We start from the raw sequence: 20,492 nt of genomic DNA, 5'->3' as shown, positions 1-20,492 counted from the left end.
TTAAATACTAATGGGTAGCACCGGGCTCAAGCCCGCAGGCCCGCCTCCTATCGACCGCGCTCTGCCACCAATTGCATGCCTCCCGTTCTGCCGTCTGCGCTGCGCAGCGGTGTGAATAGGAGGAGCATCATGGAAAACGAATTGAAGCGCCCCGCCTCAGGCGCCAGGGCTAGCGGGGTATCGCAGGTTGAATGCGGGCAAGCTGACAGGTCAGAAGCCTGCGTTTAAGATGAAAGAGCTCTGGTCGATCCGGACCCGGATTGAACTTGACGGCGATTTACGAAACCTTGTCCTCTTCAGCCTCGCGATCGGCAGCAAGCTCATCAGGAAGTAAATGGTGATGGTTGCAATGCAGAGCTGGATCTGGACGGCGGCGGGCGTCGGCGCCGCCGCAAGGAGAGCGACGCTGAAGAGGACGATCAGAGCACTGAGTGTGCGCAGAGGCGCGAAACGTGACGCCGGCCCATGATCTGTAGAAAGCGGTGACGCGCGCACCCTGGGTATTTTCCGTCCTACCGGTTCCAGATGACGTCTGACACCACAGTTTGAATTCGCCGATACTGCAGTTTTTACCGGAAGCCAACGAAGGTTAATACTTCAGAAAATCCGCATACGGAATAAAAGACCTTGAGCGGCTTGGCTGCGGGGTTGCGGGCATGCGGGCATGCGCGCCGTTACTGTGGGCTTCGCCGCCTGCGAAGGGGCGGGGAGGCGCCGAGAGGCAGCGGCCTATTCCTTCCGCCCGGCTTATCCGCTAGGGCGTGCGCATGACCCAAGTGAAGATCTGCGGCCTCAAAGATCCAGACCTCGTGGCTTTCGCCGCGCGTGAGGGGGCTGACTGGATCGGGTTCATGTTCCCGGCAAGCCCGCGGCAGGTGACGCTGGCGGCGGCGGAGACCCTGCTGTTGTCGGTGGGCAAGGCGGCGCCGGTGGCGGTTCTGCTGGACCCGCCGGATGCGGAAGTGCGCACGGTTGCGGCGCTCGGGTTCCCGGTCATCCAGCTGCACGGGGCGGAGACCCCGGCGCGGGTGGCGGAGATCAAGGCCATGACCGGGGCTGAGGTCTGGAAGGTGCTGGGCGTGCGGGCGGCGGGCGACCTTGACCAGGCGGCCGACTATGGCGCGGCGGACCGCCTGCTGCTGGACGCAAGGCCCCCCGAAGGCGCGGACCGGGCGGGCGGGCATGGCACAGCCTTCGACTGGGCCCTGCTGAAAGGCTGGACGCCGCCCCGGCCCTGGATCCTGGCGGGCGGGCTGACGCCTGAAAATGTCGCAGCCGCGATCCTTGAAACCGGTGCAGGCGCCGTAGATGTGTCCTCTGGTGTTGAGCGGATACGAGGGTTAAAGGACAGAGAACGTGTCCGCGCCTTCATCCGCGCGGCAAAAGTCAGCTGACAGCCGCGGGCGCGACCCCTCGCGCAACGGGGATCAAGGGTAGAATAATGGACCTGCGCAATACCTGGGACAAATGGCCGGATGCAAACGGCCGGTTCGGCGAGTTCGGCGGACGCTATGTCGCCGAAACGCTGATGCCCCTCGTGCTTGAGCTTGAGGCCGAGTACCGAAAGGCCAAGCAGGACCCGGCCTTTGCGGCTGAGATGGACGACATGTGGGCGCATTATGTCGGCCGCCCGTCGCCGCTCTACTTTGCTGAGCGCCTGACCGGGCATTTCGGCGGGGCGAAAATCTATTTCAAGCGCGACGAGCTGAACCATACCGGAGCGCACAAGATCAACAATTGCCTCGGCCAGGTTCTGCTGGCGCGCCGGATGGGGAAGAAGCGTATTATCGCCGAGACGGGCGCCGGCCAGCACGGCGTGGCAACGGCAACCGTCTGCGCGCGCTACGGCCTCGAATGCGTCGTCTTCATGGGCGAGACGGATGTGGAACGCCAGAAGCCGAACGTATTTCGCATGCGCCTGCTCGGCGCGAAGATCATCCCGGTTTCCTCGGGTACGGGCACGCTGAAGGATGCAATGAACGAGGCGCTGCGCGATTGGGTCACCAATGTCGAGACGACGTTCTACTGCATCGGCACGGCGGCAGGTCCGCATCCCTATCCTGAGATCGTGCGCGATTTCCAGTCGGTGATCGGCAAGGAGGCGCGCGCGCAGATCCTGGAGCGGGAAGGGCGCCTGCCGGACGCTGTGATGGCCTGCATCGGTGGCGGATCAAATGCCATCGGCCTGTTCCATCCGTTCATCGATGACGAGAGCGTGCGCCTGATCGGCGTTGAGGCAGCAGGCCATGGCATTGAGACAGGGCAGCATGCGGCGGCGTTGAATGGCGGCCGGCCGGGCATCCTGCACGGCAACCGGACATACCTGTTGCAGACAGACGACGGCCAGATCATCGACGCGCATTCCATTTCGGCGGGGCTGGACTATCCGGGCATAGGTCCTGAGCACGCATTCCTGCGCGACATGGGCCGGGCGGAGTATTTGTCGTGTACGGATGATGAGGCGCTGGAGGCGTTCCAGCTGTGCACGCAGCTGGAAGGTATCATCCCGGCGCTGGAGCCAGCGCATGCGATTGCGCGGGTTGGCGAAGTGGCGCAGGCCCTCGGCAAGGACGCCCTGATGATCCTCAACATGTGCGGGCGCGGGGACAAGGACGTGTTCTCAGTCGCCAAGGCGCTGGGCATCGATATCTAGGAGACGGGCATGACCAGGGTTACGGGGGGCTGCCATAGCGGCCAGGTGCGGCTCGAAGCCGAGGGGGATTTCCCGAGCGGCATGGAATGCAAATGTTTGCATTGCAACAAGAAGAGCTTTGTGATCGCCTTCCTCGGGCGTCAGGATTTCAAGCTGACGAAGGGTGAGGGCGCCTGCACGAGCTGCGGGACGCAGGCCGTCGGACCTGGCGCCGGCCTCGACGGCAAGGAAATGGCGGCGATCAACCTTCGCTGCGTGGACGGGCTGGACCGTTCGCAGATCACCTTCATTCCAAACAGCGGTAAGGATTTTTCAGCGTGGCGAAACTGATCCTTGTGCGGATTACCTGCCCGTCCCGCCGCGTGGCGGAGGACATCGCTGACGGCGCGCTTGAGGCGCGGCTGGCAGCTTGCGCGAACCTGGAGGGGCCGGTGACATCTTCCTACCGGTGGAAGGGCGTGATTGAACAGTCGTTCGAGTTCATCCTCTGGCTCAAGGCGCCGGAAGCGAACTGGACGAAGATCGACGCGCTGGTGAACCGGGTCCACCCTTATGATGTGCCGGCGATTGCCGCGATGCCGCTGACGTATGTCAGCGAGGCCTACGCCGCCTGGGCGCTTGAAAATACGGACGTCTGAGATGGGCCGCACTCGTATTGAAGCGGCCTTTGACAAGGCGCGCAGCGAAAGCCGCGCGGCGCTGGTGACCTATCTGATGGCAGGCGATCCGGATCTGGAGACGAGCTATGCCGCGCTCTGCGCGCTGCGCGACGGCGGGGCCGACATCATCGAGCTGGGCGCGCCGTTCACGGACCCGATGGCCGATGGCGCCGCGATCCAGAAGGCGGGCCTGAGGGCGCTGGCCAAAGGGACGAAGCTGACCGACGTCATTGCGCTGGCCGCGCGGTTCCGGAAGGACGATCAGACGACACCGCTGATCCTGATGGGATACGCCAATCCGGTCCATTCGATGGGCTATGAAACCTTTGCCGAAGCCGCTGCGAAGGCCGGCATCGACGGCTCGATCATCGTCGACCTGCCCCCGGAAGAAGATGCGCCGCTGCGGGCGATTTACGCCCAGCACGGGCTTTCGGTGATCCGGCTGGCGACGCCGACCACCGATGAACACCGCGCCGCGAAGGTTTCCGAGGGGGCGTCCGGCTTTATTTACTTCGTCGCAGTTACCGGTGTCACCGGGGCTGGAAGCGCGGATCCTGCTGCCATTGCAGGGCAGGTGGCGATGGTTAAAAGAGTGTCGGGATTACCCGTTTGTGTCGGATTCGGTGTAAAAAGTGGTGCACAGGCTGCGGAAATGGCTAAAATCGCCGACGGGGTGGTCGTTGGTTCGGCTTTCGTGGAAAAGGCGGGCGATGCACATGCAACTGGCCGGTTCGATTCAGCGGGGCCCGCGATGGGCCAGCTGGCGCGTGAATTGCGGGTTGCGATCGATTCTGTCCGCAAAGCCTGACACTGCCGCTTATTCGGGAGTTCCTGACTTATGAACTGGATCAACAAGGTAACGCCGCCTGGCCTCAAAACGATCATGTCCAGGAAGGACACGCCGGACGACCTGTGGGTCAAATGTCCGGTTTCCGGGGAGCTGATCTACCGCAGCGACCTGGAAGCAACCTGGAATGTGACGCCGGCGGGCGCGCATCTGCGGATTTCGCCCCGCGTCCGGTTCCGTCTGTTGTTCGATGATGAGCGCTGGGAGCCGATCTCGCTGCCGCCCGTGCCGATAGACCCGCTTAAGTTCAAGGATGACAAGCCCTACCCTGCGCGCCTGAAGGCCGCGAAAGCGAAGGTGGCCGCGCGCGACCTGAAGGAGAACGAGGACGGCGGCGCGCCGCTGCTGCAGGAAGACTGCATGGTCGCAGCCTATGGCAAGATCGGCGGCGTGGCGGCGGTTGTGCTCGTGCAGGATTTCGACTTCATGGGCGGCTCGCTTGGCATGGCGGCGGGCGAGGCGTTCATTACAGCCGCGCAGCTGGCGCTGGCGCGCAAGTCGTCCTTTGTGGTGTGTACGGCGTCCGGCGGCGCGCGCATGCAGGAGGGCACGCTGAGCCTGATGCAGATGCCGCGCACCACACTGGCGATCAATGACCTGGCAGACGCCAGGCTTCCTTACGTGGTGGTGCTGACGGACCCGACCTCGGGCGGGGTTTCGGCCTCATATGCGATGCTGGGCGATGTTCACATTGCCGAGCCCGGCGCGATGATCGCCTTCTCCGGCCCGCGCGTGATCGAGCAGACGATCCGCGAGAGCCTTCCGAAAGGCTTCCAGCGCTCGGAATTCCTGCGCGAGAAGGGTCAGGTCGATATCGTCTGTGACCGGAGGAAGCTGAAGGCGACGCTGTCGCGCGTGCTAGGCCACCTCTTGCCGATTGCGCGGCGCCGGGACGACCGCTGGAACGTGACGCTGACGCCGCCCAAGACGCATGCCGAAAAGCTGCCCCAGCCGAAGGGCGCCGCTGATTGACCGGTAACAGCCCGGCGCTCGACGCTGCGCTGAAGCGGTTCGAGGGTCTCCATCCAGATGTAATTGAGCTGTCGCTCGGGCGGGTCCTGCATGCGCTGGACCGGCTGGCGCGCCCGCAGGACAAGCTGCCGCCAGTCATCCATGTGGCGGGCACCAACGGCAAGGGATCGACCTGCGCCTTCATGCGCGCGATGGCCGAAGAGGCCGGCCTCACCGTGCATGTCTTCACCTCGCCTCACCTCGTGCGTTTCAATGAACGCATCCGGCTCGCGGGCGAGCTTGTCGATGACGCGCGGCTGATAAGCTGGCTTGACCGGGTGCATGCCGCCGTCGGCGACAATCCGATCACGCCGTTCGAGGCGGCGACGGCGACGGCGCTGCTCGCCTTCTCGGAAGTGGCGGCGGATGTGCTGATCCTCGAGGTAGGCCTGGGCGGGCGGTTCGATGCGACCAATGTGATCGTCCAGCCAGAGCTCTCGGTCATTACGCCGGTCGATTATGACCACAAGGCCTTCCTCGGAGATGACCTGGCCGGGATTGCCGGCGAGAAGGCCGGCATCATCAAGGCGGGCCGGCCGGTGCTTTCGGCGATCCAGCACGAGATTTGCGATACAGTAATCGCGCAGAATGCGGCCGCCTTGGGGGCGCCGCTTTACAGGCTGAAACCACACTTCGTTTATGCGATGCCGGCGGACCTGTCGCTGATCGGCGAGCACCAGCGGGCGAATGCGGCGCTGGCCGCGATGGCGATGCAGCTGTTCGGCAATTCGACGCGCGTGCCGCAGGACGCGATTTTCCGGGGCGCGCAGCGGGCGGTGTGGCCGGCGCGGATGCAGCGTTTGAAGCCGGGGCCGGTGACGGCGATGGCGGAGGGCTGCGAAGTCTGGCTCGACGGCGGGCACAATCCGCATGCAGCGCGGGCGATTGCGCGGCATCTGGAAACGCTGGGCGGGAAAACGGCGCTGGTGACGGCGATGCTGGCGAGCAAGGATTCGGTGGGCTTCTTTGCGCCGTTCGCAGCGATTGCGCCGCCGGTCTTCACGCTGCCGAATGCGCCCGGGCATCAGGGGGCCCAGCCTATCGACCTTGCAGACACTGCGCGCGATGCCGGGCTGACTGCAACTGCCTGCACCGACCTCGCCGCCGCCATGTCCGCCGCCGCGGCCAGCGGCGCAGGCCGTATCCTAATCTGCGGCTCCCTTTACCTCGCCGGCATCGTCCTCGGCGAAAATGGCGAAACGCCGGACTAGCTCTTTGTTCCGTTCAGCCCCTGAGCGGCGTCCATGGTGTGGTCATGCCGGTTTCGCAGCCTGCCGCAAAGACAGGGCTCCAGCGCAAAGAATGTATGGGTTGCCGTGCATTTGCCGGGCAAATCCAGGGATCACGACAAACTGAGGGTGCAAACTACCGGGAGGGCAGCTCACCCGCTATCTGCCCCCACATCCTTCAGCAGATGAGGGGACAGACATGAACTGAGCTGCGCTTTCGCGCGGCGTTTCTGGCTGTGTGTATCGACGCTTTTATGGGCGGGTAAGCGCAAGACCCGTTTGGCGCAGCGCTCCAGACGTTTGAACGGTGTCATGTGAACCTTGAAGCTGCGATGGGAGAAGGGGCAGGGGCATGACAGTCTCCTTTCCGGGCTTCGGACCGCACGGGGCGCGGCGGGTTCGGATCGGCCCGGGTAATATGAAACGGCGCGAATTAAAAGCGGGCCTTGATCCTCAGGGCGCCAGCCGCGTGCCCGCGAGGGGAGAGTTGGTTGACCTTTCTACGGGTGCGCCAGTTTGACCCTGACGTAAGCGTAAACTCTTGCGCGCAGGCCGCCGCGACGGTAGGGACGGGCATTGCTGAATTTCCACAACCGTAAACCAGCCTGGGAGCGCCCGCATGAAGGTTCTCGTGCCCGTCAAGCGCGTGATCGATTACAACGTGAAGGTCCGCGTGAAACCGGATCAGACCGGGGTCGATCTCGCCAACGTCAAGATGTCGATGAACCCCTTCGACGAGATATCGGTCGAAGAAGCGGTCCGCATGAAGGAAGCCGGCACGGCAACCGAAGTGATCGTCGTCTCGATTGGCCCGCAACAGGCGCAGGAAACCATCCGCACAGCGCTCGCCATGGGCGCCGACCGGGGCATCCTGATCAAGACGGATGCAGCGGTCGAGCCACTGGCGGTCGCAAAGCTGCTGGCGAAAGTCGTGGCCGACGAGTCGCCCGACCTCGTGCTCCTCGGCAAGCAGGCGATTGACGACGATTCCAACCAGACTGGCCAGATGCTGGCGGCGCTGCTGGACTGGCCTCAGGGCACGTTCGCCTATAAGATCGAGAAAGACGGCCCGGCCCTGAAAGTGACCCGCGAAGTCGATGGCGGCCTGCAGACCGTGAAGCTGACGACGCCGGCGGTTGTGACCGTCGACCTGCGCCTCAACGAGCCTCGCTATGCTTCGCTTCCGAACATCATGAAGGCCAAGAAGAAAGAGATCGCCGAGAAGACACCCGAGTCCTACGGCGTGGACATCACGCCCCGCCTGACGGTGGTGAAGGTGACAGAGCCGGCAGCCCGTTCGGGCGGCGTGAAGGTTGAAGATGTGGCGGCCCTGGTCGCGAAACTCAAAACGGCAGGAGCAATCTGATGGCTGTCCTCGTAATTGCAGAACATGCACATGGCGCGCTGTCGGATGCGACGCACAAGGTTGTCACCGCAGCGTCGAAATTCGGCGGAGACGTCGACGTGCTGGTCGCCGGCGAGAATGCCGGTTCGGTTGCGCCGGCCGCTGCGAAGATTTCCGGTGTCCGCAAGGTACTGAAAGCGGAAGGTGAGACCCTGCGCAAACAGACCGCCGAAGCGATGGAAGCGCTCGTCGTGCCGCTGATGGCGTGCTATGACGCCGTGTTCATCGCCGCGACGACGACGGGCAAGAACATTGCTCCGCGCATCGCCGCGAAACTCGACGTGATGCAGCTTTCGGAAATCGTCGAAGTCGTCGACCAATCGACCTTCGTGCGCCCCATCTATGCGGGCAACGCGATCATGACGGTGAAGTCGTCGGATGCGAAAAAGGTGATAACCGTTCGCGGCACGGCGTTCCCAGCCGCCGGCAATGACGGCTCGGCTCCGGTCGAGGACGTTGCAGCTCCGGCGGCGCAATCGAAATCCGAATTCGTCTCCGAGGAAATGGTGAAGTCGGACCGTCCGGAACTCGCCGGGGCAAAACGTGTCATCTCCGGCGGACGCGCGCTTGGCTCGGCCGAGAAATTCAAGGAAGTCATCTTCCCGCTCGCTGACAAGCTCGGCGCCGCCGTCGGTGCCTCGCGCGCCGCCGTGGACGCGGGCTATGCGCCGAACGATTATCAGGTCGGCCAGACCGGCAAGATCGTCGCGCCGCAACTCTACATCGCCGTCGGCATTTCGGGCGCCATCCAGCACCTCGCGGGCATGAAGGACTCCAAGATCATCGTCGCGATCAACAAGGATGAAGAAGCCCCGATCTTCCAGGTGGCGGACTTTGGTCTCGTGGCGGACCTGTTCGTCGCCGTGCCGGAACTGACCAAGTCAGTCTGATCCGCTCCCGGATGGAATTGAACAAAGCCCGTGCCTCTGGCGCGGGCTTTTTACTTTGCACAGCAAGCAGCGGGCGGCGGGCGCGGGGCATAGCGTGGGACAACGGGTCTTCAGCAGCAATTGAGATCTGACCCATGTCTTTCGTCATAATCGGCCTCGCCCCGCAACCCTTCGCCCATCTGTTTGGCCTGCCAGGCGAAGTGCTCAGCCGCCAGAACATCCTGCGCAAGACCGTGGAGGCCAGGCCTGGCTATCCCTGCCGCATCACTCTGGAGGATGCAGAGCCCGTCGAGACGGTGTTGCTGCTGAGCCACGAGAGCCATGCGGCGCCGACGCCGTATGCCTCACGCTATGCGGTCTGTGTACGCGAAGGGGCGGCGGCGGCGCGCACCTATAAGAACGAGCTGCCGCCGGTCTTCGCCGGCCGGTCGATCGCCCTGAGGCTTTTCTCGCAAGGCGGGATGCTGCCAGGGGCCGACATGGGGCGGGGCGAGGAACTGACCGCAAAGATCGAGGCGGCGCTTGCGCGGGCCGATCTGGCCTGTTTCCGCGCCCACAACGCGATGCATGGCTGTTTCCCGGCGGAAATCCGCCGGGCAGACTGACGCGCGACTGCCCTGCAAACCCGCACTTTGCCGCGCCGCACAATGCGCTATAAAATGTGCGCTTCAACAGGTGTTCAGGGATCAGGGCGATGGCGGAAATCAGCACAATCGGTGTCATCGGCGCCGGGCAGATGGGCAACGGGATTGCGCACGTCTCGGCGCTGGCCGGGTATGATGTGGTGCTGACGGATGTGTCGGAGGCCGCGCTCGCCAAGGGCATGGCCACCATCGAGGCGAACATGACCCGGCAGGTGGCCCGAGAGGTGATAACGACGGACGAATTGAAGGCCGCTCTGAAGCGCGTGCGCCCGTCGCCAGACATCAGGGCGCATGCAGCGTCGGATCTGGTCATCGAAGCGGCGACCGAAAAGCGCGAACTGAAGGAGCAGATCTTCCGCGCCGTCAGCGAGGTCGTGCCGGCGCATGCGTTCCTTGCAACCAATACCTCTTCCATCTCGATCACGCGGCTCGCTTCCGTGACAAACCGGCCGGAGCGGTTCATCGGCCTGCACTTCATGAACCCGGTGCCGCTGATGAAACTGGTCGAGGTTATCCGTGGGCTGAATACCGATCAGGAAACCTATGAGACCGCGATCACCTTTGCCAGGCGGATCGGGAAGACGACGACGAATGCCGAGGATTATCCGGCCTTCATTGTGAATCGCGTGCTGATGCCGATGATCAATGAAGCGGTCTATACGCTGTATGAAGGGGTGGGGAACGTCGAGTCGATCGATACCGCGATGCGGCTCGGCGCGAACCATCCGATGGGGCCACTGCAGCTGGCGGATTTCATCGGACTCGATACGTGCCTGTCGATCATGCAGGTGCTGCATGACGGCCTCGCGGATACCAAGTACCGGCCTTGCCCGCTGCTCGTGAAATTCGTGGAGGCCGGCTGGCTCGGCAAGAAGTCCGGTAAGGGCTTCTATGATTATTCGGGCGATCATCCAGTTGCCACCCGCTGATTTCTTAACCTGCCGGTAACTCTCTCAGGGCTCCTTGGGCGTCGACAGGCCGTCGCTAGAGGAGCCCGATATGCCCATCCGCACACCGCTGAATTACCTCGCCGGAGCAGGAGCGCTGCTCCTGATGGCTGCAGCCGGCGCATGTTACGCGACGCAGGCCGCATCCGCTTCAGCGGCGGGTGCGACGACAGAAGGGCCGCTGACGGTTTACTGGTCCGACGGCGATTCCGGGCGGCTCTCGGACGGAACGAAATTCCGCCTCCACGGAATAGACTCGCCGGAAACCGGATCGACGAAACAGCGCGGCGGCGCAAAGTGCGAGCGCGAGCGCGTGCTGGGCTTTGAGGCAAAGGAAGCGGCGCTGGAACTGACGCGCGGCAAGGAAGTGGTTGTCAGCGAGGCCCGCGGGACCGACCGGTATGCGCGCACGGTCGTTCGGCTGGAGCTGGACGGCCGGGATATTGCGGCGCTGCTGGTGAACGGTGGAACGCACAAGACCTGGGACTTTGATGGTCGCGAGAAAAAGCCCGACTGGTGCGGCGGCGCGGCAAGCTGAAGGGTTTGCGTCCGGCGCCGCGCAGGCTAGCGTTCCGGCAGAAGTTGGGAGGCAGGCGATGCGGCGATACTTGATGGCAGGAGGTCTGGGGCTTGGCCTTGTCCTCTGTGCATGCAGCGAGGCGGAGCTGCAGCGCGGCGAGGCCTATGTTGCGCCCTCGGCGGCGCTGCAGGAACGGAAAACATTCGGCGAAACCAATCCATCCGAACTGCCAGCCAACCAGCGCGCGGCGCTCGTCTATGCGTATGCGGCGACAGCGATTGCGCTTTACCGGGCCGGCGAGACGGACGCGGCGGCGGTGCATGCCGGCAAGCTGGACGCCTCGGCCAATCGCGGTCTGATGGCGGGGCTCGACACGATGGGATTTGACCCGGCCGTTCTGACGGCAGTAGCGGCGTCGCCCGAGGATGAAACTGCCCTCGCTGGCGCAGAGGCCATGTTGGCGGCGCTGCGTCCGAATGCGGCTGGGAGCATCAAGGAGACGACCAGGTTCCTGATGAGATCGCTCGCAACCGAGTATGAGCAGGGCGCCGATGCGGGGACGATTTCCGATGCAGAAGCCTACCAGACAGCTTACGGGTGCGCCGTGACCGCACGCGATATCGTGGCGGCGCAGGACGACGAAGCTTACGGCGATCTCCGGCTGGAGCTGGAATTGCTGGTGCGCATGTGGCCGGGCAGGGGGCCGCTGGCCACATCCACGCCTGCGCCGGACTCCGGGATGGCGCTGGCCTTGTCGAACGTGAAGCTAGCGCTTGCTGGCCTGCCGTAACGCGGCGTCGATGAATTGCACTGCCTCGGCGCCGGCCCAGTCCGCCTCTCCGGAGAGGCGGGCGATCTCGAGGCCGTCCGGTCCGTAGAGGATGGTGGTCGGGAAGCCTTGCACATTGGCGCCGTAGACGATGTCGCCCCGGTCGAGCGGGGCATGGCGGAAGGGTATGTTGGCGGCGCCGAGCTCGGTGAGACGGCGCTTGGCGTATTCAACGTCTTCATCCGCATCGATGCTGATGGCGACAACTTCAAAGGCCTCGCCTGCGCGGGCGCCTTGCAGGGCGCCGAGGGCCGGCATCTCCTTTTCGCAGGGCGCACACCAGGTGGCCCAGTAGTTCACGAGGATGGTCTTGCCCCTGAAGCTCGCCAGATCAGCCCCGGTCCCATCGGCCTGGTCGAAAGTGCCGGACGGGGCAGGCTGGCCGGCGAGGGTGAAGTCCAGCTTCGCCAGTGTGCCGGCCGCAAAGCGTTCGAGGGAATTGTCAGGCGCCTTGCCGCCGGATGCGCTGATCAGCACATAGACAACGGTCGCGAGGGCGACCAAGAAGAGGCCGATAAAGGCGTAGCGGATCATGTGGGTTGCGGCTCCGGGGTCGGGTTTTGAGGGATATGGCGATGAATTCAGGTAAAGGCCAGACAATGTGGGGCGGCCGTTTTGCCGCAACACCCTCAGCCATCATGAACGAGATCAATGCCTCGCTGGATATCGACCAGCGGATGGCAGAGGAAGACGTGGCCGGAAGCCGCGCCCATGCGGACATGTTGGCCGAGATGGGCATCCTCAGCGCGCCGGACAATGAAGCGATCCAGGCCGGGCTGGATACGATTTCTGCCGAGATGCGGAACGGCACTTTTCCTTTCCGGCGCGAGCTGGAAGACATCCACATGAATGTCGAGGCGCGGCTGAAAGAGCTTATCGGCGAACCGGCCGGACGGCTGCACACGGCGCGCTCGCGCAATGACCAGGTGGTGACGGATTTCCGCCTTTGGACCCGCGGGGCGCTGGACGAGACAAGCCATCTGGTGACGGCGTTGCAAGGCGCCCTGGTCCGCCGGGCGGGAGAGCATGCGGCGACCTACATGCCTGGCTTTACCCATCTGCAGACCGCGCAGCCGGTCACGCTGGGCCATCACCTGCTGGCTTATGCGGAAATGCTGGAGCGGGACCGCTCGCGGTTGCTGGACTGCGCAGTGCGGCTGAACGAATGCCCGCTGGGCGCAGCGGCGCTGGCAGGGACGGGCTTTCCGATTGACCGGGACATGACCGCCGAGGCGCTGGGTTTTGCGCGGCCGATGGCCAATTCGCTGGATGCGGTGGGGTCGCGGGACTTCGCGCTGGAAGCGCTGAGCGCTCTGTCGATTGCGGCGACGCACCTGTCGCGGCTGGCCGAGGAAATCGTGCTGTGGACGAGCCCGCAATTCGCCTTCGCGGCGCTGACGGATGAATGGTCGACCGGCTCCTCAATCATGCCGCAGAAGCGCAATCCGGACGCAGCCGAGCTGATCCGGGCCAAGGCTTCGCTGATCACGGGATTGTTTTCAGCGCTTCAGGGCGCAGTGAAGGCCCTGCCGCTGGCCTATGCGAAGGACCTGCAGGACGATAAGCGGCTGACCTTTGAGGCGTTCGATACGTTCAACCTTTGCGCCCGGGCGATGACCGGGATGGTCGAGACGATCCGCTTCAAGCCAGAGAACATGCGGGCAGCGGCAGGGAAGGGCTATTCGACGGCCACAGACCTTGCCGACTGGCTGGTGCGGGAACTGGGGCTGGCGTTCCGGGACGCGCACCACGTGACCGGCCGGATCGTGGCGCTGGCCGAGGAAAAAGGCAGCGAACTGGCGGATGTTTCACTTGCCGACATGCAGAAGGTGCATTCCGCAATCACCAAAGATGTTTTCAATGTGCTGACGGTGGAGGCGTCTGCCTCATCCCGGACATCTTATGGCGGCACAAGCCCTGTTCGGGTCGCGGAACAAGTGGCACAGTGGAAACAGAGACTTCGACTGGAGTGATGACGATGAAACGGCTTCTGGGCGCCGCTGCGGCGTTGGTATTTCTTTGGGGTGTATCGGCTTGTGGCCTGACCGGACCCCTGCAACGTCCCGGCCCGCTGGTGGGCAGTGGGAATGAGGTGGATCCGGCCAGCCTGCCGGACAATAGTGACAAAAACCTGCCGCAGTTGCCAGACCGCCCCAGCGCAGAACCTGATGAAGAAGCCGAGGACGAACTGCTCGGCGGGCCGGGCTCCTGATGCGGTTCCTCCACCTCTTCCTCGCGGCCGGGGCGGTGATGGCGCTGGCGGCATGCCAGACGGTCCCGTCTGAGCCGGTCGTGACGCAAACCGAGATGGCTGAGCCCGCGCCGGTGGATGTGGCTGCGCCTGTGTCGGACAATTCGTCCGAGGGGATGACCGAGAACGAGTGGGGCGGAGAAATACCGCAATCGAAGCCGGCGGGCGACGTCGATGACGGCGGCCTTGGCGATCTCGATTAGAGCTCCGGAGCCAGGATGCACCATTTCAACTATTCCGGCGGACGCCTTCACTGCGAAGGCGTGAACCTCGACGCTCTCGCGGCCGAAGTGGGGACGCCGTGCTATGTGTATTCGAGCGCGACGCTGGTGCGCCATGCGCAGGTGATTGCCTACGCCTTCCGCGAGCAGAGCGTGCTGATCGCCTATTCGGTGAAGGCTAACGGAAATCTTGCCGTACTCGCGACGTTAGCGGGTCAGGGATGCGGCGCGGATGTGGTGAGCGGGGGAGAACTCCTCCGGGCACGGAAGGCCGGCATTCCGGCCTCCAAGATCGTGTTCTCCGGAGTCGGCAAGACAGCGGCGGAAATGGCGCTGGGGCTGGAGCAGGGCATCCACCAGTTCAATGTGGAGAGCTCAGGCGAGCTGCGGCTGCTGTCTGCCGTCGCAAGCCAGCTGGGCAAGACGGCGCTGATTGCGCTGCGCGTGAACCCTGACGTGGCGGCCGGCGGGCATCCCAATATCTCGACCGGCAAGTCGGGCGACAAGTTCGGTGTGCCCTGGGGCGAGGCGGAAGCGCTATATGCCGAAGCGGCGCGCCTGCCGGGCATTCGCGCCGTCGGCGTCGATGTGCACATCGGCAGCCAGATCGGCGATCTTGCGCCGATGCGGGCAGCGTTTGAAAAAGTGGTGGGTCTTGCGCTGCGCCTCCGCAAACAGGGGCATGATATCCGCCGCATTGATGTTGGCGGCGGGCTCGCCATTCCGTACAAGGAAGGTGACGCGCCTGCACCGCCTTCGGCCTACGCAGCGATGATTTCGGAAGTGACGGCGGGCCACGGGTTCGAAGTCATTCTCGAGCCCGGCCGCGTGATCGCCGGCAATGCGGGCGTGCTGTTGACGACGGTGCTCTACGAAAAGCAGGCGCCTGACCGGACCTTTCTGATTGTCGATGCCGGCATGAATGATCTCATCCGCCCCGCGCTCTACGGCGCCCATCACGATATCGTACCGATCGCGGAGCCGAAACCGGGACAAGCGCATAGGGCGTATGACGTGGTCGGGCCGATCTGCGAGTCGACGGACAAGTTCGCCGCCGGCCGCGAATTGCCGCGGGTCGCTGCTGGCGATCGGCTGGCTTTCATGTCGGCGGGCGCTTACGGCGCGGTGCTGTCCTCATCCTATAATGCGCGCCCGCTGGTGCCGGAAGTTCTGGTTGACGGTGACCGTTACGAGATCGTCCGCAGACGGCCGAGCTTCGAGGAACTGGTGGGACTGGAGAAAGTGCCGGAGTGGCTTACGACGGTAGCCTGACCGAAATCGCGGCCAAGGTTGCCGCGACCAAGCGCCGGCTCACGCTGCTGGCGCTCGGGCGCGCTTACTGGCCGGTGTTCGTGCTGGTCACGCTGCTGCTGTCAGCGGCGCTGGCCGGCGGTTTCGACAGGCTCGACAAGATCACAGCTGCGCTGCTCACCCCGGCGATCCTGATTACCGGCGGTTGCCTCGTCTGGCGCAGCGCGAAACGCTATAGCAGGCCGCAAGACGCCGAAGCGGCGCGGATGCTGGAGGCGCCCTCCGAGCTGCGCCCGCTGACTTCGCTGAGGGACCGGCCCGCGCACCCATCTGCGGCGGCTGCGGGCCTCTGGGAGGCGCACAAGGCGCGCCTGATCGCAGAGCTCAAGAACCTGCGCCTGCCGCGTTTCAATACCGAGTGGCGTGCGCTTGATCCCTACATGCTGCGGGCGGTGCTGCCCGCTGCAGTCGTCGCGTTCGCGGTGCTCGCTGGCGGCGACGGGCCGGGGCGCGTAATGCGCGCGTTGTTTCCCGATTACGGCGCGCTTGTCGGCGCCGACAAGATGATCGTCGAGGCCTGGGTTACGCCGCCGGAGCATACCGGGCGCCCGCCGATCTTCCTGAAGGCCGGCAGCGAGGACATTCGTGTACCGAAGGGTTCGGAAGTGACACTGCGCACCGAAGCGCCATCTGCGCCGCGGGTGGTGATGAAGGGCGCGCGGGACAAGGACGCAAGGTTTGTCGCAACGCCGGACGGCGCGTGGGAAGCCAAGGCGAAGATCATGGATGATACGCACATCAGCGTTCGCTGGTGGGGCGAGCGGGCGCGCTACAGTTTCAAGGTATTGCCGGACGCCATTCCGGCGGTCGAGTTTGTTGGCCCGCCGGAGCCGGGCGCGCAGGACCGGGTGAAATTTGCCTGGAAGGCGCAGGATGATTACGGCATCGCTGGTGTTGAACTGGCGATCCGGTTGAGGGAGCCGCATCCGGCCGCGCCGGACGCGGAGGACCGTGCGGCGGTGCCTATGCCGGGATCGGCGGGCGCGAAGGAAGCGAACGCCTCGAACGAGCTGGACCTGACGCGGCATCGCTGGGCGGGGCTGGCGGTGGATCTTCAGCTCGTCGCCCTCGACGGGGCCGGGCAGGAAGGTCGCAGCCAGAGCATACCCTATATCCTGCCGGAGAAGCTGTTCCTGGATCCGCTGGCGCGCGCGGCGCAGGAGGCGCGGATAACGGTGCTACGCGAGCCACTAGACTATGCGGAGATTCCAAAGAACGAGGACGGGCTGCGCGACGGGTCGGTGAACGTGGCGGCGACCGGCCGGCTGGATGCGGCGCCGGACGGCGTCCGCAGGGCGGTCCTGATGCTGGGTTCGATCACCTATAAGGGCGAGCTGTTCATTGACGACCTCGGCGTCTTCATGGGCCTGCAAATGGCCGAGAGCAGGCTGGTGGCGGCCGGCACGAAGACTGAGGCCGAGGCGGTGGATCCTTTACTCTGGGCGATCGCGCTGAAGCTGGAGTATGGCAGCGCGGCGGATGCTGCGCGGCGCCTCGAAGCGGCGCGGGTGGCGCTTGAGCGCGCGCTGCGCGACGGGGCGTCCGAAGAAGAGATCCGCAGGCTGATGGAAGCTTTCCGCGATGCGGCAAATGAATACCTCGCCGCCAAGATGGCCGAGGCGATGGCAAACGGGCTCGACGCGCCGCCATCGTCCGAGGACGGACAGGCGCAGGCCGGCGGGCAGGGGCTCGGCGGGCAGGACTTCGAGGACATGCTGAACGCATTGCAGGATCTGACGGAGACTGGCGCCAGCGATCAGGCGCGTCAGCTGCTGTCGGACATTACCAATATGCTCGAGAACCTGCAATTCCAGCAGGCCGGTCAGGGCCAGGATGGCCAGGGCATGCCCGGCGAGCAAGCCGAAGGTGAGGAAAGCGATCTGCCGCCGGAGGAGCAGGAGCTGACCGATGCGATGCGGCGCCTGTCTGAGTTGCTCCGCCAACAGCGTCAGTTGAATGATGACACCCTGGCCCAGCAGCGCGGGGAGCAACCGAGCGGGCAGAATGGTGCGCCGCCTCCCGGTTCGCCAGACGGCGAAGGCGCGGAGCAGGGCGGCGGCGGACAGCAGGAAGGCGGCGGCATGGGCCGCGGCCAGCAGCCCGGTGAGACAGGCAATGGCGCAGGCCAGGAGGGTGATCCCCGCGAGGGCGATCAGGGCGGCGGCACGCTGGCAGAGCGACAGGCCGAGCTTGGGCGGCTGGTCGAGGAATTTGCGCGCCGCAGCGGCGAAGGCCCCGGCGAAGGTGAAAGCGGAAGCGGTGCGCAGGTTGATCCGGACGCCCTGTCCGCGATCCGCGATGCGCAGCGAAGGGCTGAACGTGCGCTGGAGGGCGCCAATGAAGGCCGCGCGATCCTTGAACAGGAACGCGCGACCCAGATGTTGTCGGAACTTTCACGCGGGCTTGCGGGCCAGCTTGATGCACTGAAGGCGCAGCGCGAGGGTCAGCAGGGCGGCGGCACAGACCCGATGGGCCGTTCGCTGATGGGCGCCGGCAATGACGGTGAAGGCGTCAACATTCCCAAGGAAGCCGAGCGCCAGCGAGCGAAGGACATCCTCGATGAGCTTCGCCGCCGCTATAACGAGGCGGAAGACGAGGAAGAGCGCGAATACCTGCGGCGGTTGCTGGACCGCTTCTGAGGCGCTTGCCGGACCTGCAGGTCCGTGGTCTCATTCCGGCAAAAGATAACCGGGAGGAATGGATGGCGCGCTGGGAGTACACCAAGGGCCTCAAGGATGTCGGCAACGGGCTTTATGCCTGGCTGCAGCCGGACGGCGGATGGGGCTGGTCGAATGCTGGCCTGATCCGCGACGGCGAAGCCTCGCTGCTGGTCGATACGCTGTTCGACATGGCGCTGACACGTCACATGCTGACGGCGATGGAAGATGCGACCGGAATCGGCGCCGGGAAGATCGGGGTGATCGTCAACACGCATGCCAACGGCGACCATTGCCATGGTAACGGATGTTGTCCGCAGGCGGAGATCATCGCGAGTGAGGCGAGCGCAAAGGAAATGGCCGAAGTGCCGTCCGCGATGCTGGCGCAGATGAAGGCAGCCGGCGCAAAGCTGGGGCCTGCGGGCGCCTATTTCGCTGACATATTCGCGCCCTTCGATTTCGAAAATGTCGATGAGCGCACGCCGACCAAGACATTCAAGGGCGAGATGGAACTGCAGGTGGGTAGCAAGAAGGTGCGGTTGATCGAGGTCGGTCCTGCGCATACCGGTGGGGATGTCCTGGTGCATGTGCCGGGTGACAGGGCAGTCTTCACGGGCGACATCCTGTTCATCGACGGAACGCCGCTGATGTGGGCCGGGCCGGTGAAGAACTGGATCGGCGCCTGCGAGAAGATCATCGCCATGGATGTGGACGTGATCGTGCCGGGACATGGTCCGATCACCGACAAGGCGGGCGTACAGCGGGTGGCGGATTATCTCGCGTTTGTTGACCGTGAGGCACGCAAGCGGTTTGATGCGGGGCTGAGCGTGCGGGACGCCGCGCATGACATAGCCCTTGGGGATTTCGACGCTTGGGGCGATGCAGAGCGTATCGCAGTGAATGTCGACAGTCTCTACCGGGAGTATCGAGGCGACGCAGCGGTCACGCCGGTGATCGAACTGTTCGCACTGATGGCGGAAGTGCGCAGCCGCCGGCGGGCTAGTGCAGCTTGAGTTTGGGCCGCACGACCTGGTTGACATGGCCCATCACAATCATGCCGAGCCCGCGCAGCCAGCCGTGGATGGCCATCAGGTGCATCCGGTAGAGCGACATATAGACAAAGCGTGCGAGCCGGCCCTCGATCGCCATGCGCCCGCCGACGAGATTGCCCATCAGCGTGCCGACGGTGGCATAGCGGCTCATCGAGATCAGGGAGCCTTTGTCTTCATAGGTGAAAGACTTGAGCGGCTTTTTTTCGATCAGGGCGCGAATGTTGTGATAGGCGGTGCCTGCCATCTGGTGGGCGCTCTGGGCTCGGGGGGGAACTGGACGATCGGCGCCGGGCGATGTGTAAGATGCGCAGTCGCCAATCGCGAAGATCCGCTCGTCCCGGGTCGTCTGGAGCGTATCTTTCACAATCAGCTGGTTTGAGCCATTCGTTTCGAGCCCCGCGATATCCTGCAGGAAATCCGGCGCCTTTACACCGGCGGCCCAGATTTTGAGGTCGGCCGGAAACACCTTGCCGTCTCTCGTTTCGATGGCCCGCGGCGTGACGCGGGAGACCTGGGCGCCGACGCAGACTTCCACGCCGAGCGATTCCAGTTCGCCGTGGGCGGCTTCGGCGAGCTTTTCGGGAAGGGCAGGCAAGATACGCGGGCCGGCTTCCAGAAGGCTGACCTTCAGGCGCCGCTCGTCAAACACTTCGAGGCCGTAATAGCGCAGCGCCGAGGCGGAATTGTAGAGTTCGGCGGCGAGTTCCACACCGGTCGCTCCGCCGCCAACGATTGCAATGCGGACATACTCGTCAGTGCCCGGATTGAGGCTCAGGCGGCGAGAGCAGCGCAGGCACTGGTTTAGCAGGCGTTGGCGAAAGGAGTCCGCATCGCGCCGGCTTTCGAGCGACAGGCAGTTTTCCTTCACGCCCTCGACGCCGAAATCATTCGAAACCGAGCCGAGGGCCAGCACGAGATAGTCATAACGAATGCGGTGCTCGCCCATCAGTTCCGAGCCGTCGACATCGAGCAGAGGAGAGACAATCACCTGGCGGTTATGCCGGTCGATGCCCTTGAGGGCGCCCTGGAAGTAACGATAGCCCCAGCGGTGGGCATGGGCACCATAGCCGACTTCATCGAGGTTCGCATCAAGCGATCCCGCAGCTACTTCATGCAGCAGAGGCTTCCAGATATGGGTGCGGTTGCGCTCAAGAAGTATGATGTCGAACTTCTCGCGGCCATAGCGCGCGCCCAGCCTGGCCGCAAGCTGCAGCCCGCCGGCGCCGCCGCCAACAACGACAATCTGGATCTTCAGCCCGCGCATACGAGATATATATCGTCCGTTCCCGCCAGAAGGAAATAGCGCTGCGCGGTCAGCGCCCGGTCATCGGTTGGCGCCGGGCACCCATTTTACGTCGTCCCCGCC

At 64.4% G+C, this 20,492-nt stretch carries 21 protein-coding genes; 19 read left to right on the top strand and 2 right to left on the bottom strand.

Annotation, left to right across the window (positions count from 1 at the left end; all coding sequences use genetic code 11):
* Positions 1–761: 761 nt before the first annotated feature.
* The 13 genes from WEA77_RS09150 (at position 762) to WEA77_RS09090 (ending at position 11,595) form a co-directional block, all read left to right on the top strand.
* Complete coding sequence (locus WEA77_RS09150) at positions 762–1,394, top strand: phosphoribosylanthranilate isomerase (RefSeq protein ID WP_368067568.1); 633 nt, start codon at positions 762–764, stop codon at positions 1,392–1,394.
* A gap of 47 nt (positions 1,395–1,441) precedes the next feature.
* Positions 1,442–2,653: a tryptophan synthase subunit beta gene (gene trpB, locus WEA77_RS09145; RefSeq protein WP_368067567.1), complete on the top strand. Its 1,212-nt coding sequence runs from the start codon at positions 1,442–1,444 to the stop codon at positions 2,651–2,653.
* Between the two features lie 9 nt (positions 2,654–2,662).
* The gene (locus WEA77_RS09140; RefSeq protein ID WP_368067566.1) at positions 2,663–2,983 is read left to right on the top strand and encodes a GFA family protein; all 321 of its coding nucleotides are present in this window, start codon (positions 2,663–2,665) and stop codon (positions 2,981–2,983) included.
* The gene (gene cutA / locus WEA77_RS09135) at positions 2,971–3,291 is read left to right on the top strand and encodes a divalent-cation tolerance protein CutA (RefSeq protein WP_368067565.1); all 321 of its coding nucleotides are present in this window, start codon (positions 2,971–2,973) and stop codon (positions 3,289–3,291) included. Before WEA77_RS09140 ends, cutA begins: the two co-directional genes overlap by 13 nt.
* Before the next feature lies 1 nt (position 3,292).
* Positions 3,293–4,120 carry a tryptophan synthase subunit alpha gene (gene trpA, locus WEA77_RS09130; protein WP_368067564.1) on the top strand — a complete coding sequence of 276 codons (828 nt, stop codon included), beginning with the start codon at positions 3,293–3,295 and terminating at the stop codon, positions 4,118–4,120.
* A 30-nt stretch (positions 4,121–4,150) separates the two neighbouring features.
* Positions 4,151–5,131 (top strand): acetyl-CoA carboxylase carboxyltransferase subunit beta, encoded by a 981-nt coding sequence (locus WEA77_RS09125; protein ID WP_368067563.1) that lies wholly within the window; start codon positions 4,151–4,153, stop codon positions 5,129–5,131.
* On the top strand, positions 5,128–6,381 hold the full coding sequence (locus WEA77_RS09120; protein WP_368067562.1) for a folylpolyglutamate synthase/dihydrofolate synthase family protein: 1,254 nt from the start codon (positions 5,128–5,130) through the stop codon (positions 6,379–6,381). Before WEA77_RS09125 ends, WEA77_RS09120 begins: the two co-directional genes overlap by 4 nt.
* Positions 6,382–7,018: 637 nt before the next feature.
* On the top strand, positions 7,019–7,765 hold the full coding sequence (locus tag WEA77_RS09115) for an electron transfer flavoprotein subunit beta/FixA family protein (protein ID WP_368067561.1): 747 nt from the start codon (positions 7,019–7,021) through the stop codon (positions 7,763–7,765).
* Complete coding sequence (locus tag WEA77_RS09110; RefSeq protein WP_368067560.1) at positions 7,765–8,694, top strand: electron transfer flavoprotein subunit alpha/FixB family protein; 930 nt, start codon at positions 7,765–7,767, stop codon at positions 8,692–8,694. Before WEA77_RS09115 ends, WEA77_RS09110 begins: the two co-directional genes overlap by 1 nt.
* Positions 8,695–8,828: 134 nt before the next feature.
* On the top strand, positions 8,829–9,299 hold the full coding sequence (locus WEA77_RS09105; protein ID WP_368067559.1) for a DUF1203 domain-containing protein: 471 nt from the start codon (positions 8,829–8,831) through the stop codon (positions 9,297–9,299).
* Between the two features lie 89 nt (positions 9,300–9,388).
* Positions 9,389–10,267 carry a 3-hydroxybutyryl-CoA dehydrogenase gene (locus tag WEA77_RS09100; protein WP_368067558.1) on the top strand — a complete coding sequence of 293 codons (879 nt, stop codon included), beginning with the start codon at positions 9,389–9,391 and terminating at the stop codon, positions 10,265–10,267.
* 70 nt (positions 10,268–10,337) lie between these two features.
* Complete coding sequence (locus WEA77_RS09095; protein ID WP_368067557.1) at positions 10,338–10,823, top strand: thermonuclease family protein; 486 nt, start codon at positions 10,338–10,340, stop codon at positions 10,821–10,823.
* Positions 10,824–10,896: 73 nt separating this feature from the next.
* Complete coding sequence (locus WEA77_RS09090) at positions 10,897–11,595, top strand: hypothetical protein (RefSeq protein ID WP_368067556.1); 699 nt, start codon at positions 10,897–10,899, stop codon at positions 11,593–11,595.
* Here WEA77_RS09090 and WEA77_RS09085 read toward each other — a convergent pair.
* The gene (locus WEA77_RS09085; protein WP_368067555.1) at positions 11,572–12,168 is read right to left on the bottom strand and encodes a TlpA family protein disulfide reductase; all 597 of its coding nucleotides are present in this window, start codon (positions 12,166–12,168) and stop codon (positions 11,572–11,574) included. The genes WEA77_RS09090 and WEA77_RS09085 overlap by 24 nt on opposite strands.
* 41 nt (positions 12,169–12,209) lie before the next feature.
* Between WEA77_RS09085 and argH the strand changes: the two genes are divergently transcribed.
* From argH to WEA77_RS09055, 6 genes are all read left to right on the top strand, one after another.
* Complete coding sequence (argH, locus tag WEA77_RS09080) at positions 12,210–13,607, top strand: argininosuccinate lyase (RefSeq protein ID WP_368067554.1); 1,398 nt, start codon at positions 12,210–12,212, stop codon at positions 13,605–13,607.
* Positions 13,608–13,612: 5 nt separating this feature from the next.
* Positions 13,613–13,846, top strand: a complete 234-nt coding sequence (locus WEA77_RS09075) for a lipoprotein (protein WP_368067553.1) — start codon at positions 13,613–13,615, stop codon at positions 13,844–13,846.
* Positions 13,846–14,088: a hypothetical protein gene (locus WEA77_RS09070; RefSeq protein ID WP_368067552.1), complete on the top strand. Its 243-nt coding sequence runs from the start codon at positions 13,846–13,848 to the stop codon at positions 14,086–14,088. The genes WEA77_RS09075 and WEA77_RS09070 overlap by 1 nt, the downstream gene beginning before the upstream one ends.
* Positions 14,089–14,103: 15 nt before the next feature.
* Positions 14,104–15,378, top strand: a complete 1,275-nt coding sequence (gene lysA / locus WEA77_RS09065; protein ID WP_368067551.1) for a diaminopimelate decarboxylase — start codon at positions 14,104–14,106, stop codon at positions 15,376–15,378.
* Complete coding sequence (locus tag WEA77_RS09060) at positions 15,357–18,056, top strand: DUF4175 domain-containing protein (RefSeq protein WP_368067550.1); 2,700 nt, start codon at positions 15,357–15,359, stop codon at positions 18,054–18,056. The genes lysA and WEA77_RS09060 overlap by 22 nt, the downstream gene beginning before the upstream one ends.
* 62 nt (positions 18,057–18,118) lie before the next feature.
* Positions 18,119–19,087, top strand: a complete 969-nt coding sequence (locus WEA77_RS09055; RefSeq protein WP_368067549.1) for an MBL fold metallo-hydrolase — start codon at positions 18,119–18,121, stop codon at positions 19,085–19,087.
* Here the strand turns inward: WEA77_RS09055 and WEA77_RS09050 are convergent.
* Positions 19,074–20,390: an NAD(P)/FAD-dependent oxidoreductase gene (locus WEA77_RS09050; RefSeq protein WP_368067548.1), complete on the bottom strand. Its 1,317-nt coding sequence runs from the start codon at positions 20,388–20,390 to the stop codon at positions 19,074–19,076. The genes WEA77_RS09055 and WEA77_RS09050 overlap by 14 nt on opposite strands.
* Between the last annotated feature and the right edge of the window lie 102 nt (positions 20,391–20,492).

Source organism: Hyphomonas sp., from assembly GCF_040882205.1.
Classification (GTDB): Bacteria; Pseudomonadota; Alphaproteobacteria; order Caulobacterales; family Hyphomonadaceae; genus Hyphomonas.
The sequence above is the reverse complement of the archived record's forward strand: the minus strand, read 5'-3'. Positions and strand labels throughout refer to the sequence as shown.